General features: G+C 71.1%; 16 protein-coding genes and 1 pseudogene. 10 read left to right on the top strand and 7 right to left on the bottom strand.

Translation table 11 applies throughout. The annotated features are described in order from the left end of the window. From ureA to ABH928_RS29845, 4 genes and pseudogenes are all read right to left on the bottom strand, one after another. Nucleotides 1-281, bottom strand: a 281-nt coding sequence (gene ureA, locus ABH928_RS29860) for an urease subunit gamma (RefSeq protein WP_370071753.1), incomplete at its 3' end; no start/stop codon positions are given. 43 nt (nucleotides 282-324) lie between these two features. After that, nucleotides 325-624, bottom strand: coding sequence for an agmatine deiminase family protein (locus tag ABH928_RS29855; protein ID WP_370071752.1), 300 nt, complete (start codon nucleotides 622-624; stop codon nucleotides 325-327). Further along, nucleotides 591-743 (bottom strand): hypothetical protein, encoded by a 153-nt coding sequence (locus ABH928_RS29850; protein ID WP_370071751.1) that lies wholly within the window; start codon nucleotides 741-743, stop codon nucleotides 591-593. The genes ABH928_RS29855 and ABH928_RS29850 overlap by 34 nt, the downstream gene beginning before the upstream one ends. A 116-nt stretch (nucleotides 744-859) precedes the next feature. Then, nucleotides 860-1,423 (bottom strand): annotated as a pseudogene (locus ABH928_RS29845) (TetR/AcrR family transcriptional regulator); the annotation flags it as partial. A gap of 259 nt (nucleotides 1,424-1,682) precedes the next feature. On the opposite strand from ABH928_RS29845, the gene ABH928_RS29840 reads away from it, so the two are divergent. The 8 genes from ABH928_RS29840 to ABH928_RS29805 all read left to right on the top strand — a co-directional run bounded on the left by ABH928_RS29840 (nucleotide 1,683) and on the right by ABH928_RS29805 (nucleotide 9,385). Beyond that, nucleotides 1,683-2,684, top strand: a complete 1,002-nt coding sequence (locus tag ABH928_RS29840) for an agmatine/peptidylarginine deiminase (RefSeq protein ID WP_370071750.1) — start codon at nucleotides 1,683-1,685, stop codon at nucleotides 2,682-2,684. Nucleotides 2,685-2,826: 142 nt separating this feature from the next. Further along, nucleotides 2,827-4,515, top strand: coding sequence for an ABC transporter substrate-binding protein (locus ABH928_RS29835; RefSeq protein ID WP_370071749.1), 1,689 nt, complete (start codon nucleotides 2,827-2,829; stop codon nucleotides 4,513-4,515). Further along, nucleotides 4,512-5,471, top strand: a complete 960-nt coding sequence (locus ABH928_RS29830) for an ABC transporter permease (protein WP_370071748.1) — start codon at nucleotides 4,512-4,514, stop codon at nucleotides 5,469-5,471. The genes ABH928_RS29835 and ABH928_RS29830 overlap by 4 nt, the downstream gene beginning before the upstream one ends. Further along, nucleotides 5,468-6,337, top strand: a complete 870-nt coding sequence (locus ABH928_RS29825; RefSeq protein ID WP_370071747.1) for an ABC transporter permease — start codon at nucleotides 5,468-5,470, stop codon at nucleotides 6,335-6,337. Before ABH928_RS29830 ends, ABH928_RS29825 begins: the two co-directional genes overlap by 4 nt. Beyond that, a complete protein-coding gene (locus ABH928_RS29820) occupies nucleotides 6,334-7,350 on the top strand; it encodes an ABC transporter ATP-binding protein (protein WP_370071746.1) in 1,017 nt (338 codons plus the stop codon). Before ABH928_RS29825 ends, ABH928_RS29820 begins: the two co-directional genes overlap by 4 nt. Continuing rightward, nucleotides 7,343-8,203 (top strand): ABC transporter ATP-binding protein, encoded by an 861-nt coding sequence (locus tag ABH928_RS29815; RefSeq protein WP_370071745.1) that lies wholly within the window; start codon nucleotides 7,343-7,345, stop codon nucleotides 8,201-8,203. The genes ABH928_RS29820 and ABH928_RS29815 overlap by 8 nt, the downstream gene beginning before the upstream one ends. A 73-nt stretch (nucleotides 8,204-8,276) precedes the next feature. After that, entirely contained in the window at nucleotides 8,277-8,459 is a 183-nt protein-coding gene (locus tag ABH928_RS29810) for a hypothetical protein (RefSeq protein ID WP_370071744.1), read from the top strand. Further along, a complete protein-coding gene (locus tag ABH928_RS29805; RefSeq protein ID WP_370071743.1) occupies nucleotides 8,456-9,385 on the top strand; it encodes a DUF4436 family protein in 930 nt (309 codons plus the stop codon). Before ABH928_RS29810 ends, ABH928_RS29805 begins: the two co-directional genes overlap by 4 nt. A 7-nt stretch (nucleotides 9,386-9,392) precedes the next feature. On the opposite strand, the gene ABH928_RS29800 is transcribed toward ABH928_RS29805, so the two are convergent. After that, nucleotides 9,393-10,094: a hypothetical protein gene (locus ABH928_RS29800; RefSeq protein ID WP_370071742.1), complete on the bottom strand. Its 702-nt coding sequence runs from the start codon at nucleotides 10,092-10,094 to the stop codon at nucleotides 9,393-9,395. A gap of 203 nt (nucleotides 10,095-10,297) precedes the next feature. On the opposite strand from ABH928_RS29800, the gene ABH928_RS29795 reads away from it, so the two are divergent. Then, entirely contained in the window at nucleotides 10,298-11,476 is a 1,179-nt protein-coding gene (locus ABH928_RS29795) for an agmatine/peptidylarginine deiminase (protein ID WP_370071741.1), read from the top strand. 133 nt (nucleotides 11,477-11,609) lie between these two features. Here ABH928_RS29795 and ABH928_RS29790 read toward each other — a convergent pair whose 3' ends face one another. Beyond that, nucleotides 11,610-12,491 carry a helix-turn-helix transcriptional regulator gene (locus tag ABH928_RS29790; protein ID WP_370071740.1) on the bottom strand — a complete coding sequence of 294 codons (882 nt, stop codon included), beginning with the start codon at nucleotides 12,489-12,491 and terminating at the stop codon, nucleotides 11,610-11,612. A gap of 113 nt (nucleotides 12,492-12,604) precedes the next feature. Between ABH928_RS29790 and ABH928_RS29785 the strand changes: the two genes are divergently transcribed. Continuing rightward, a complete protein-coding gene (locus ABH928_RS29785; protein ID WP_370071739.1) occupies nucleotides 12,605-13,378 on the top strand; it encodes an SDR family oxidoreductase in 774 nt (257 codons plus the stop codon). A 6-nt stretch (nucleotides 13,379-13,384) separates the two neighbouring features. On the opposite strand, the gene ABH928_RS29780 is transcribed toward ABH928_RS29785, so the two are convergent. Further along, the gene (locus tag ABH928_RS29780; RefSeq protein ID WP_370071738.1) at nucleotides 13,385-14,005 is read right to left on the bottom strand and encodes an L-threonylcarbamoyladenylate synthase; all 621 of its coding nucleotides are present in this window, start codon (nucleotides 14,003-14,005) and stop codon (nucleotides 13,385-13,387) included. Nucleotides 14,006-14,019 lie beyond the last annotated feature (14 nt).

The raw sequence follows: 14,019 nt of genomic DNA, 5'->3' as shown, positions 1-14,019 counted from the left end.
ACACACAACCGCGTCCCGTCCTCGAACACCGCCTCCACCTGAAGCGTCGTCACCACATCCACCACACCCGGCAACACATCCCCGGCCGACAACACACTGCGCCCGGCCTCGATCGCCTCCGCCAACCGCCGCCCGTCCCGAGCCGCCTCACACACCGTGTCCGCAATCAACGCCGTCGCCTCCGGCACATTCAGCCGCAGGCCGCGTGCTTGGCGGGAGCGGGCGAGTTGGGCTGCCGTGAAGAGCAGCAGCCGGTCCTTCTCCGTGGGGGTGAGTCGCATGTGCGGATGCCTCGCTAAAGGGGAAGCCGAAGGGGAATCGGGATCAGGACTGGGCCGGGGTGCCGGGCTGGTCGTGGGTCGAGCAGTCGATGCCGCCGCCGCCCGAGGCGATGTTGTCGATGTTCAGCGCGACGACGTCACGGTTCGGGAAGTGGTCGCGCATGATCTGCTGCGCGTTCGCGTCGGCGTCCGTGTCGCCGAACTTGGGCATGAAGACGGCCCCGTTGGCGACGAAGAAGTTGATGTAGGAGGAGACGAAAGCGTCGCCGAACTGGGCCGTGATGACCGCACCGTTGACGAGGTGGAGGTTCAGATCGACCGGGACGCGGGCCAGGACATCCACGTACGGGCGTGCGGGACGTCGTCGGCCTGCACCCTCCCCCGCTGCTCCGCCGGCATCCGTGCGGCGGGCCGCTGTGCCCCGCCGAAGAGGCGGCCGAACAGGGAGCGCGGTTCGTTCATGCCTTCACAGTGGCATCGACTGAAAATTCAGTCAAGCTCTGTCGGTCCGAGTCGGCGACGGCCTCCGGGACGCCGACCTCCGGGGCGCTGCCTCCCAGGGAAAGGGCCTCCGACCCAATGGCGTCCAGCTCGACGGCTATCGCCTCCGCGAGCAGGCGGCGGGCGTGCTCGATGGGGAGCGAGCCGCTGAGCCAGCGCATGCTCAGGCCCTCCAGCAGCGAGGTGAGCCGCTCGGCGGCTGCGGCATGGGCCGGGGCGGTGCCCTGCGGGCGGACCCGGCCGATCAGCTCGGCGGTCTCGTGGATCCAGGTCAGGGTGGCCTTGGCGAGCGCCTCGCGCAGGTCCGGTTCGAAGATCGCGCTGGCACGCAACTCGCCCCAGGCCGTGCTGTTCTCGCGCACCTCCGCGGTGTCCTGGAGCTCCAGCAGCAGGGCCTGCTCCAGGTCGGCGCGGGGATCGAGCTCCTCCGCGCCGCGCTCGGCGGTATAGCGGTCGGCGCGGTCGTTGATGTACTCCAGCGTCCGGCGCAGGATCCCGGCGCGGTCGACGAAGTGGTAGTAGATCAAGGACGTCGAGACGCCCGCCTCGGCGGCCAGCTCGCCCACGCGCAGTCCGCGCACTCCGCGGCGGGCGATCACTCGGGTCGCGGCTCTCAGGATCTCGGTTCGACGGTCTGACACAGACGGAGAGACTACGCCACCGCACGAGAAAGCTGACCAGTTCTTCAGTACCTTGCACCGACCGACCCCCTCCAGGCGTGATCCACGGCCCCGAGCGCGTCGTCGCATTCGGATCTCTGCGCCTTCGTGCAGCGTAATGCCCGAATTTCCACTGTTTGTTGGGGTCGAATTTGCTCGGCGACGCTGTATTGACTGAAGTTTCAGTTCGATGGATGATTCGGGGCACCCAACCCGCCTCCCGCACCCTGAGGAGATCCCCGTGTCCTTCCGTATGCCGGCCGAGTGGGCCGAGCACGAGCGCTGTCTGATGGCCTGGCCCACCCGCCTGGACCTGTGGGGCGCGGTGCTGGACGACGTCCGGTGCGAGTACGCCGCGGTGGCCCGCGCGATAGCCGAGTTCGAGCCCGTCACCATGGTCGCCCTGCCCGGCCAGGGCAAGCACGCCGCCGAGCTGTGCGGCGACGGTGTCGAGGTGATCGAGATGCCCATCGACGACTCCTGGTTCCGCGACTCCGGCCCGATCTTCGTCCTCGACGGGAAGGGCGGACGCGCGGGCGTCGACTTCCGCTTCAACGCGTGGGGCGGCAAGCACCACCCGTGCGACGCCGACGACCGCGTCTCCGCCCTGTTGCTGGAGCACTTCGAGGTCCCGCGCCTCCCCTCCGGGATGATCCTCGAAGGCGGCGCGATCACGGTGGACGGCGAGGGCACGCTGATCACCACCGAGCAGTGCCTGCTCCACCCCAACCGCAACCCCGGCCTGAGCCGCGAGCAGATCGAGGACGAGCTCAAAGCGATGCTCGGCGTCACCACGATCATCTGGCTCCCCTACGGCGGCCTGGAGGACACCGAGACCGACGGCCACGTGGACGGCGTCTGCGCCTTCGTCGCGCCCGGCAAGGTCGTGGTCCAGCTGCCCAGCGACCCGGAGCACCCCGACCACGAGCGGATGCGCGCCAACCGCGCGGTGCTGGAGCGCGTCGTGGACGCCAAGGGCCGCCGGCTGGAGATCGTCGACCTGCCGCAGAGCGTCTTCGTCGAGGTCGACGGCCGCCGGACCGAGGTCGGCTACCTGAACTTCTACCTCGCCAACGGCGGCGTCGTGGTCCCCGTCGGCGGCGTTCCCGAGGAGGACAAGGGCGCGCTGGCCGTCCTCGCCTCCGCCTTCCCCGACCGCAAGGTGGTCGGCGTCCCCACCTCCGGCGTCGCCTGGGGCGGCGGCGGCATCCACTGCATCACCCAACAGGTTCCCCGCGCCTGACCGTGTGTCAGGTCATACCTCAAGTCGTCCCTCAAGCCGTCCCTCAGGTCGTCCCTCTCACGCTGGCACGCTCCGTCACCCATGGCCGCTGACCTCCCCCCGCCGCCTTCCCCGGTGGGCCGGAAGATGGAAGAGAGCTCCGATGCCCCAACCCCAGCCCCCGTCCGGCAGATCGGACCGCCCCACAACCGGGCGCCGCACCGGGCGCCGCAGCAGGCGCCGCGCCGCAGCCGTCGTGGCGGGCGCCGCCGCGCTCGGACTGGTCGCCGCCTGCTCCGGCCCGCCCAGCACCGGAACGGGCCTGCCTGCGAGCGCCTTCGCGCTGTCGGCCCGGACGCCGCTCCCCAAGGGCGACCTCGCCTCGTTCACCTGGGCCTCGTACGCGGAGCCGCTGACCCTGGATTACGCGATGGCCTTCGACTACCCGTCGAACACCATCCTGTCCAACGTCTGCGAGAGCCTGATGAAGTGGACGCCGCAGCTCAAGGAGGTCCCGGGCCTGGCGCAGCAGGCGCTGCACCCGAACCCGACCACCTGGGTCTACGACCTGCGCCCGAACGTGCACTTCCACGACGGCAGCGTGATGACGGCCGACGACGTCGTCTACAGCCTGGACCGGCAGACGGACCCGAAGGTCGGCGCGGCCTGGGCGGGCGTCTTCCAGAACGTCGCCTCGATCACCAGCACCGGGCCGCTCCAGGTGACGGTGAAACTGAGGACGCCGGACGCCCTCTTTCCGCAGTACATGGCCACGGCCGCCGGCGTGGTGGCCAGCGAGAAGGGCATCAAGGCGGCCGGGGCGAACTGGGGCACCGGCAGCCTCGACTGCACCGGGCCGTTCAAGCTCGGGGCCTGGAACAAGGGCCAGTCCATCGAGTTGGACCGGTTCGCCGACTACTGGGGAACCCCGGCCAAGTCCGCCAAGGTGACGTTCGAGTTCCTGACCGACCCCTCGGCCCGGACCAACGCCATGCTCACCGGCGCGGTCGACGGCGGCTACCTGATCCCGACCGAGAGCTACCAACGGCTGCGCGACAGCGGGGTGGGCACCCTCTACTTCGGCGAGAGCCTGAGCACCGTCAACGTCAACGTCACCAACATGAAGGGCGTGCTCGGTGATGCCCGGGTGCGGCAGGCGCTGTCGCTGGCGCTGGACCGGTCGGGCTTCGTCAAGCAAGGGCTGGCGGGCAACGGCCAGGCCACCGACGCGCTGACGGACAAGGCCTCCTGGGCGGGGGCCGACCCGGCGACGCTGCGGGCCGCCTTCGACTCGCTGCCCTCGACGACGCCCGACCTGGCCAAGGCCAAGGAGCTGGTCAAGGAGGCCGGGGCGACGGGCAAGACGGTGACGATCGCCACCAGCGCGATCGGTCAGGACGTCTCGCTGCTGGCGACCGCCGTGCAGGCGGCCGGGACCGAGATCGGGCTGAACGTCCAGGTGAGGACGATCGCCCCGGACGCCTTCTCGGCACTGTTCACCGACCCCAAGGCGCGCCAGGGCATCGACATGTTCCCCGAGACGTACTACCTGTCCATCACCGACCCGATGGACCTGCTCTCCAACTTCGAGACGGGCAACTACCAGAACTACGCGGGCTACAGCAGTCCCGCCTACGACAAGCTGGTCCGGCAGGCCACGGGCACCGACAAGACCGCCCAGCGCCTGGCGGTCGAGGCGAAGTTGCAGCAACTGGCGGTGCAGCAGAACCTGTGGATCCCGGTGGCGAACTGGCCCACCGCGGTCTTCCTGAACAAGCGGATCACGGGCGCGCCCACCACCATCTCCTACCTGTACTACCCGTGGGCCGCCGACATCGGGGCTGCGGGATGACGTTCACCCGCTTCGCCCTGCGACGCCTGGCGGAGATGGCCGCGACCCTGCTCGCCGCCTCGTTCCTGATCTTCGGAGCCATGTACCTGGCCCCGGGGAACCCGGCGAGCTTCCTGCTCTCCGGACGCTCCGCCTCCCCCGCGGCGTACCAGGCGATCAACGATCAGTACCACCTCAACGACCCGTTCTGGCAGCAGTATCTGCGCTGGCTCGGCCAGGTGCTGCACGGCGACTTCGGCCGCTCCATCGAGTACCGGACGCCGGTCTCGACGCTGATCGGCGCCCGCTTGCCCAGCACGCTGCTGCTGGTGGGCCTGGCGCTGGTGCTGGTCGTGGCCGTCGGCCTGGCGCTCGGCTGGATCGGCGCGGTGCGCGGCGGCGCGACCGACGGAGCGATCCTGGTCGGCACCACCTTCGCCGTCGGCACGCCCTCGTTCGTGGCGGCCGTGCTGCTGCAGGGGCTCTTCTCGGTCGAGCTGGGCTGGTTCCCGAGTGGCGGCAGTGGTAGCGGGTTCGGCTCGATGCTCTGGCATCTCACGCTTCCCGCACTGGCGTTGGCGCTCTACCTGATCGGCATGCTGGCCCGGGTCACCCGCAGCGCGATGCTGGAGGCGATGGGCCACGAGCACGTCACCGTGGCCCGCAGCCGGGGCGTGACCGAGCGTCAGGTGATTCACCGTCATGTCTTCCGCAACACCCTCGGCACCGTGCTGACCATGGGCGGCCTGATCGTCTCCACCCTGCTCATCTGCACCGTCCTGGTGGAGACGGCCTTCAGCGTCGACGGCATCGGGCAGTTGCTCGACCTGTCGACGACCACGAAGGACTTCCCCGTCGTCCAGGCCATCTCGCTGATCATCGTCGGGATCTTCATGCTCGTGAACTTCGTCGTCGACCTGCTGCTCCCACTGGTCGACCCCCGGGTCGCCCTCGGCGCGAGAGGAGCGACCGGATGACCACCGCACTCGTCCGCCGACCGGGGCTGGCCCGGCTCCGGCTGTCCCGGAACAGGACGGGCCGCCCCTGGCTCTACCTGCTCTGCCTGGGCTTCCTCGCCGTCGTCGTGCTGCTGGCACTGCTCGCGCCGTGGCTCTCCCCGCACGACCCCAATGCCGTGGACCTCGGCAACGCGCTGGCCGGACCGTCCGCCAGCCATCCGCTCGGCGTCGACGGCTCCGGACGCGACACCGCGTCGCGGCTGATCACCGGCGCCCGCACCTCGCTGCTCGGACCGCTGGGCGTGGTCGTCTTCTCCACCGTCGTGGGCGTCGTCGTCGGCGTCACGGCGGGATGGCGCGGCGGCTGGCTGGACTCGCTGCTCTCGCGCACGACCGAACTCGTCTTCGCCTTCCCGGGGTTGCTGCTGGCGATCCTGATCGTCTCGATCTACGGGGAGGGGCTGATCGCGCCGGTCGTCGCGCTGGGCGTGGCCTACCTGCCCTATGTCAGCCGTCTCACCCGCTCGTTGGTGCTGGCCGAGCGTAAACGGCCGTACGTGGAGGCGTATCGGGTGCAGGGGCACTCCGGGCTGCAGATCTGCCTGCGCCATGTGCTGCCCAACATCGCACCGGTGGTGCTGGCGCAGTCCACCATCAACTTCGGCTACGCCCTGATCGACCTGGCCGGCCTCTCCTTCCTCGGTCTCGGCGTGCCCGCGCTGACGCCCGACTGGGGGCGGATGGTCTTCGACGGCGAGAGCGCCATCCAGTCCGGCTACCCGCTCTCGGCGATCCTGCCGTGCGCCGCGATCGTGCTGACCGTCGTCGCCTTCAACGTCGTCGGCGAACGCTGGGCCGACCAGGTCGCCCGGAGGGACCGATGACCACCACACCAGCGAAAACACCTGAGTTCACGTTGGACGTCCGTGGGCTGCGGCTGCAACTCCCCGGTGCCGCACGCCCGGTGCTGGCCGGGGTCGATCTCACCGTCGGCGCGCGGGAGACCGTGGCGCTGGTCGGCGAGTCGGGCTCCGGCAAGAGTCTCACCTCGCGCAGTGTGCTGCGGCTGCTGCCTCCGGGCGCGACGACCGAGGGCACCGTGGCCGTCCAGGGCGAGGACGTGCTGACGATGGACGCGAAGCAGTTGCGGCGGCTGCGCACCCACACGGCGGCCATGATCTTCCAGGACCCTCGGGCCGCCATCAACCCGCTGCGTCGCGTCGGCGACTTCCTCACCGAGAGCCTGCGCCTGAACGCCGGGACCCCGGACGCGGACGCGACCGAGCGCGCCGTGCGGATGCTCGAAGCGGTCGGTCTGACCGACCGGGTGCTGCGGCAGTACCCGGGGCAGCTGTCCGGCGGGATGCTGCAACGCGTCATGATCGCCGCCGCGTTGATGGGCGACCCGGCACTGATCCTGGCGGACGAGCCCACCACCGCGCTGGACGTGACCACCCAGGCCGAGGTCGTCGGCCTCCTGGACGACCTGCGCGAACGGTTCGGCACCGGTCTGCTTTTCGTCACCCACGACCTGGGCCTGGCCGCCGCCATCAGCGACCGCGTCTACGTGATGTACGCGGGCCGGATCGCCGAGACCGGTCCGGCCGAGGCGCTGTTCGAACAGCCCCGCCACCCCTACACGGCCGCGCTGCTGCGCTCGACCCCCCGTCTCGACGCTCCGGCCGGGCGGCTGGCCGCGATCCAGGGCCAACCGCCCAGCCTGCGCGAGGAGCTGACGGGCTGTCTGTTCGCCGCGCGCTGCCCCTTCGCCACCCAGGTGTGCACCGAGGACCTGCCGCCCCACCTGCCGGTGCCGGACGAACCGTCCCGGCTCGTCGCCTGCCACCACAGCGACCGGCTCGCCGACCAGCTCGCAGAAAGCGCCCTCCATGACTGACACCACTGCGGCCGGCGCCCTGCCCGCCGACAGCGCCGACAGCGCCGGCGGCGACCCGGTGCTCGACATCACCGGCCTGCACCGGAGCTTCGGCAGCGTCCAGGCGGTCCACGACGTCTCCTTCCACCTGGCTCGGGGCGGATCGCTGGGGATCGTCGGGGAGTCCGGTTCCGGCAAGACGACGACCGCGCGGATCATCGTCGGACTCGAACGCGCCGACGCGGGCCGCGTCCTGGTCTGGGGCCAGGACCGGTCCGGCCCGGCGGGACACGGCCGCTCGACGCGACTGGAACGCGCCCGTGAGGTGCAGATGGTCTTCCAGGACCCGTTCCTCTCCCTCGATCCGCGAGTGCCCGTCGGCGGCGTGCTGCGCGAGACGCTGCGGCTGCACTTCCCCGAGAGGAGGGCCGACCACGACCGCCGGGTGGGCGAGCTGCTCGACCAGGTCGGCCTCGGCGCGCGGGAAGCCGCAGCCCTCCCCCGGCAGCTCTCCGGCGGCCAGCGCCAACGCGTGGCCATCGCCCGCGCGTTGGCGGTCGAACCGGCCGTCCTGGCGCTGGACGAGGCGGTGGCGGCGCTGGACGTCTCGGTGCAGGCGCAGATCCTCAACCTGCTGGGTGACATCCGCCGGGACACCGGGATCGGCTACCTCTTCATCACCCACGACCTCGGGGTGGTCCGCTGCGTCACCGACGAGGTCGTGGTGATGCGACACGGCCGGATCGTCGAGGCGGGCCGCACCGCCGACGTCCTCGCCGACCCGCAGCACGCCTACACCCGGCTGCTGCTGGACTCCGTCCCGCGCCCGGGCTGGAACCCCAAGCTCATCGCCGCCGCGCGCCGAGCGCTGTGACCGCTGTCCGTGCGGAGATAATGGTGCAAAGCGCCTGAACACCTGAATACCCGTCACCACCGATCGGGACGCCATGCTCCAGCCGGGCCTGAACCGTCGCACCCTGCTCCGCACCGGAGCGGGACGCGCCGCTGCCGCCGCCCTGACCGGCTGCTCCTCCTCGGCCTCGGCTGCGTCCTCCGACGCCTCGGCCCCCTCGGACCCGGCGGCGGACGCCGCGTCGAGCGAAGCGTCGCCCGAGGCGTCCGCGTCGTGAAGGCGGTCGGCGGTCGGCCCTCCCGCTGGCGAGTGCTGCGTCCGTTCCGGAATCCGCTGGTCCTGGCGTTGGTCGTGGCGCTGCTCTGCGGCGCGGGCGTGGGCCTGTACCTCAACGAGCGCAGCAGCCGTCAGCAGGTCACCGTCGTCGGCAACCCGTCCGCCCCCGACTGGGTCGAACTCGACATCACCAGCCAGGGCGTGGACACCTCGGCCCTGGAGCTCTCGCTGTCGGTCACCGCGATCCCGCACGGCAGCCTCGCGGCGGAGCCGGACTCGCTCGTCTTCACCAAGAACGTCGAGATCACCACCGTCTCGCTGACCACCACCACCTTCCACACCATCTCCGGCGAGCCCGCCCCGCTCCAGGTGGTCAGCGCCGGACTCTACGACGGCACGTCGACGGACTACCCGTTCGACCACTACGACCTGTCGGCAGGTTGGATCGCCACCGTGGACGGCCGACCCGTGCCGCTGGCCATCACGTTCAGCGACTCCGACCCGTTCTTCGTCGTGCGTCCCACCAAGAGCGCCTCGGCGGGCCAGGCGGCCCGGCTGGACGCCCGGGTCGGCCGCTCGCGCGGGACGTTCATCCTCGCGTGGTTCATGATGCTCGCCATGTGGGCACTCGCGCTTGCGGTGCTCGGCGGCGCCGAGGTCCTCGTCCGCAGGCGACAGGGGCTGGTCTGGCCCGCGCTCGGCTGGATGGCCGCGACCCTGTTCGCCCTGGTCGGACTGCGCAACGCGGCACCGGGCAGCCCGCCCATCGGCTCGCTGATGGACTACGTCGCCTTCTTCTGGGCCGAGGCGATCATCGCCGCCAGCCTCGCCGTCACCGTGGCGCTGGGCGTACGCGCCGAACGCCGCGCCCACGCTGCGGAGAAGGCGGCGCGGGCGTCGGATACGGCACCGCCGCCCACTGCTTGACGGTCCGTCAGGTGGCCGAAGCCAGCCGGTCCGCGCCGGCGGCCAGGCCGTGGACCAGCGCCCGCACCACCGCCTGCGCGTCCACCTCCGACCCGAGGGACTGGATGGCGGCGAGTCCGTCCGCCGCTGCGGCCAGCGCCTCACCGAGCGTCAACGCGTCCACCACGCCTGCTTTCCCACCACGCTCGGCGCGTTCGAGCGCCAGCACCCGGAAGAGGCCCACGAAGCATTCGCGCCAACGCCCGTACTCCGCCTCGACGGCGACCCGCACCCGGTCGTCGGTCAGCGAGAACCAGTGCAGCGCCGAGTGCATCCGCGCCAGGTCCGCCGCCTCCGGCTGTGCGAGCAGCGCGATCACGCGCTCGGTACGCTCGGCGAAGGTGCCGGGCTCGGCGACCGCCTCCTCCATCGGCGTGATCCACTCCGGGCGGATGTCCGCGACGACGGCGACGATCAGGTCGCTGCGGTCCTTGAAGTGGTAGTGGCACATCCCGTGCGTCACCCCGGCGAGCGCCGAGACGTTGCGGGTGGTGAACGGGACGTCGTCCGTCCCGGCGAGCAGGCTCCGTGCGGCGGCGATCAGCCGGGCCCGGGTCTGCTCGCCCTTCGCCGACACCCGCGGCTTGCGGGCGGCGCGGACCTCCGCGCCTGCGCTCCTGGCCCCCTGAGGTGCGCTGTCTTCCACGTCTCCGCCTGCTTCCGTCGCCACTCGCCCACCTTAGCCACGCCGACCGACGGGGTGGGCCGAACCCACTCTTGCGCGCTTTATTGACCGAGCGCATGGTTAGTTATAGCTTCCCGGTCAGCCGCGCAACTGCGCGCCCCGACCAAGGGAGGCCTGGGATGGACCAGCACGGCAGAGCAGACGGCCCGCACGACCCCGTGAGTACACCGCCCGGGGGCACATCGCCCGTGAGCACACCCCACGCCCGCCCGCTCGACCGGCGCCGCTTCCTCGCCGCCACCGGACTGACCGCGGCCGGCGCCGCCTGGGTCGCCACCGGCCTCGCCGGAACGGCCCGCGCCGCGACCGCCGCACCCGGCGTCCGCGCCCGGAACCCGCGGTCCGCAGCCACCGGCACGTTCGCCGTCCCGCTCGACAGCGTCCCGCACACCCGGACCTGGATGGCCTGGCCCGACAGCACCGCCATCTACGGCCGCAAGCTCGCGGGCATGCAGACGGACATCGCGCGTATCGCCAACACCATCGCCACGTACGAGCCGGTCTACCTGCTCGCCAACTCCGCCAGCGTCGCGGCGGCGAAGCGGGCCTGCACCAACCCGCACGTGACCGTGATCGGGACCATCCCGATCGACGACTGCTGGATGCGCGACTCCGGCCCGGTCTTCCGCACGAACGGAGCGGGCGGCCTGGACGCGGTCGGTCTGAACTTCAACGGCTGGGGCAACAAGCAGACCCACGCCCACGACGCCCTGGTCGCCCAGCGGGTCGCCGCCTACCTCGGCGTCGACTTCACCGCCGCCGGGCTGGTCAGCGAGGGCGGCGCGATCGAGGCCGACGGCGCGGGCACGCTGATGGCGACCCGCAGCAGCATCATCAACTCCAACCGCAACCCCGGCCTGACGCAGGCCCAGATCGAGCAGGCCATGTGCGCCGCCTACGGCGCGTCCGAGGTCATCTGGTTCACCGGCATCAGCGGCCAGGACATCACCGACGACCACGTCGACGCCACGTCCCGCTTCCTCTCCCCCGGCGGCGGCCTCGTCCAGACCCCCAACCCCGCCGACCCGCCGGACATCTGGTCCAACGACGAGCAGCAGCAGTACGGCACGCTGTCGGCGGCCACCGACGCGCAGGGCGCGGCGATCGCGGTCACCGCGCTGGAGTCGCCGGACTACAACCTGATCCGCGCCACCAGCGCCGACTTCGTCGACTCCTACGCCAACTACTACGTCTGCAACGGCGCGGTCATCTCCGCGCAGTTCGGCGACACCACCGCCGACGCCAACGCCAAGTCCGTGCTGCAGAGCGCCTTCCCCGGCCGGACCGTCGTCCAGCTCAACATCGACAACCTCGGCAACCAGGGCGGCGGCATCCACTGCGTCACCCAGCCCCAGCCCGCACCGTAGCGCGGAGCACGGTTCCGTCGCTCGGCCCGGCGGCTCGACCCGGTGGCTCAGGCGTCAGCCGATCCGCTGGGCCGGCCCGACGGCGCCGGAAGGTCCTCCACGACGGCGCCGATGTCGTCCAGCTGAAGAACCGTCATGTCCCCAGCGTACGAGCCGCCGTGTCGGTGGACGTGGAGGCTGTGGAGGCTGTGGAGGGGACGGAGGCCATGGAGGCGAGCAAGCGGAGCTTCTCGTCGCTCTCGCTGCCCTCGTCGGCGTAGTAGAGGACCAGGAGCACGCCCTCGACCGGGAGTTTCTCCCGGTGCAGCTGCAGCTCGCCGACGACGGGGTGGTTCACCGTGGTGGTGCCGCCGTCCAGGCCCCGGACGTCGTGGCGCGCCCAGAGCGTGCGGAACCGTTCGCTCGCCAGGGCGAGTTCACCCACCAGTTCCACGAAGCGCGGGTTGTCGATGTCGTCGCCGACGGACTTCCTGAAGGCGGCGACGAACCCCTCCGAGGACCGCACCCAGTCCTGCTGGAACGCCTGCTCCTCGGGGTCGAGCATCAGCGAGCGGAGCCGGTTCTGACCGGGCTGGAGGCGCGGGTTGAACACGACCGCGAGCCGGTTGGAGGCCAGCACGTCGAACGCGCGCCCCTCGACGAACGCGGGGACCTGCACCGCCGAGAGCAGCTGGTGCAGCCGCGCGGGCACGCGTTCGGGCTTCCGACGCGGGCGTCGCCTCGGGCGTGAGCCGGCCAGGCCCAGGTCGAGCAGGTACTCGCGTTCGAGGTCGTCGAGCTGCAGCACCCGCGCGAGCGCTTCCAGGACCTGCGCCGAGGGGTTCTTGTCCCGGCCCCGCTCCAGCCGCAGGTAGTAGTCGGCGCTGATGCCCGCGAGCATGGCGACCTCCTCGCGGCGCAGCCCGGGGACGCGCCGGTTGGTGCCCGCCGGGATCCCCGCCTGCTCGGGCGTGACCAGCGCCCGCCGGGCACGGAGGTACTCGCCGAGCAGGCTGACGCGGTCGTCCTCGCTCATGGCCCCATCGTAGGTCCGGTTCCGTACGAACCGACGGTCTGAGAGGGGCCCTGTCAGGACCCCGGACAGCGGGGGCACTGGTTGCCGCGGGCGTACCGGTCGACGCTGAAGCCATGGACATCTCCGACCGCACCATCTTCATCGCCGGTTCCACCTCGGGAATCGGACTCGAACTCGCCCGCCGCTTCCGCGCCGCGGGCAGCACCGTCGTCATCGGCGGTCGCCGTACCGACCTGCTCGACGGGCTCGCCGCCGAGGGTTTCGCCACCGTTCCCCTCGACGTGACCGACCAGGAGAGCGTCGACCGGGCCCGCGACACGATCCTCGCCGACCATCCGGACCTCGACACCGTCATGACGATGTCCGGCGTCATGCTCCTGGAGGACCTGCGCGATCCCGCCCACTTCGAGGCCGCGCAGCGGACGGTCGACACCAACCTGCTCGGGACCATCCGCGTCGTCGACGCGTTCACCCCGCACCTGATCGCGCGCGGCACCGGAACGATCATCACGGTCACCTCCGGCATCGCGTTCCTGCCGTTCCCGCCGATGCCCACCTACGCCGCGACGAAGGCCGGTGTGCACGCCTACTCCGAGGCGCTGCGGGCGCAGCTGCTCGGCACGGGTGTCGAGGTCGCCGAGCTGGTCCCGCCAGCCGTCGCCACCACGCCCGAGCAGGCCGAGCTCAACCCCCGCGCGCTGGACCTGGACGACTACGCCGCCGATGTGATGGACCTGCTCCAGGCCGACCCCACGCCACACGAGATCCTGGTCAAGGGCGTGCTGATGCACCGCCGGGCCGAACGCGACGGCACCTACGACGAGCTGGTCGCCCAGCGGTCACAGGCACTCGCCATGCTGCCGGGTCGCCAGGCGGCCGGGTCCTGACGCGCGCTACTCGAACCGCGCGGGGTCGCCCGCGCCCCGGCGCACGATCTCGGCGTCCCCGCCGGAGAAGTCGACGACCGTGGTCGGCTCGGTGCCGCAGTCCCCGGAGTCCAGCACCGCGTCGACCACGTGGTCGAGCCGCTCCTTGATCTCCCAGCCCTGCGTCATCGGCTCCTCCTCGCCGGGCAGCAGCAGGGTGCTGGAAAGCAGCGGCTCGCCCAGCTCCGCCAGCAGCGCCTGGGTGACGACGTGGTCCGGGATCCGCACGCCGACCGTCTTCTTCTTCGGGTGCAGCAGCTGCTTCGGCACCTCGTTGGTCGCGGGCAGGATGAACGTGTAACTCCCGGGCGTCGCCGCCTTGATCGCGCGGAACACGCGGTTGTCGACATGCACGAACTGACCCAGCTGGGCGAAGTTCTCGCACACCAGCGTGAAGTGGTGACGATCGTCGAGCTGACGGATCGTCCGGATCCGGGCGATCCCGTCACGGTTGCCGAGCTGACATCCGAGCGCGAAACACGAGTCCGTCGGATAGGCGACGAGCGCCCCGCCCCGGACCAGGTCGACCACGTTGTCGAGGATGCGCGACTGCGGATTCTGCGGATGCACGTCGAAGTACTTCGCCATCCGCCGAGCCTACG

Origin of the sequence: Streptacidiphilus sp. MAP5-3 (genome assembly GCF_041262505.1) — a bacterium.
Lineage (GTDB): Bacteria > Actinomycetota > Actinomycetes > Streptomycetales > Streptomycetaceae > Streptacidiphilus.
Note: the sequence above shows the minus strand (reverse complement) of the source record. Positions and strands in the feature narration are given on the sequence as shown.

Excerpts from the sequence above, each read along its gene's own strand:
- ABH928_RS29850 (WP_370071751.1), bottom strand. The coding sequence starts at position 743 with ATGAACGAACCGCGCTCCCTGTTCGGCCGCCTCTTCGGCGGGGCACAG.
- ABH928_RS29835 (WP_370071749.1), top strand. The coding sequence starts at position 2,827 with ATGCCCCAACCCCAGCCCCCGTCCGGCAGATCGGACCGCCCCACAACC.
- ABH928_RS29830 (WP_370071748.1), top strand. The coding sequence starts at position 4,512 with ATGACGTTCACCCGCTTCGCCCTGCGACGCCTGGCGGAGATGGCCGCG.
- ABH928_RS29825 (WP_370071747.1), top strand. The coding sequence starts at position 5,468 with ATGACCACCGCACTCGTCCGCCGACCGGGGCTGGCCCGGCTCCGGCTG.
- ABH928_RS29820 (WP_370071746.1), top strand. The coding sequence starts at position 6,334 with ATGACCACCACACCAGCGAAAACACCTGAGTTCACGTTGGACGTCCGT.
- ABH928_RS29815 (WP_370071745.1), top strand. The coding sequence starts at position 7,343 with ATGACTGACACCACTGCGGCCGGCGCCCTGCCCGCCGACAGCGCCGAC.
- ABH928_RS29810 (WP_370071744.1), top strand. The coding sequence starts at position 8,277 with ATGCTCCAGCCGGGCCTGAACCGTCGCACCCTGCTCCGCACCGGAGCG.
- ABH928_RS29790 (WP_370071740.1), bottom strand. The coding sequence starts at position 12,491 with ATGAGCGAGGACGACCGCGTCAGCCTGCTCGGCGAGTACCTCCGTGCC.
- ABH928_RS29785 (WP_370071739.1), top strand. The coding sequence starts at position 12,605 with ATGGACATCTCCGACCGCACCATCTTCATCGCCGGTTCCACCTCGGGA.
- ABH928_RS29780 (WP_370071738.1), bottom strand. The coding sequence starts at position 14,005 with ATGGCGAAGTACTTCGACGTGCATCCGCAGAATCCGCAGTCGCGCATC.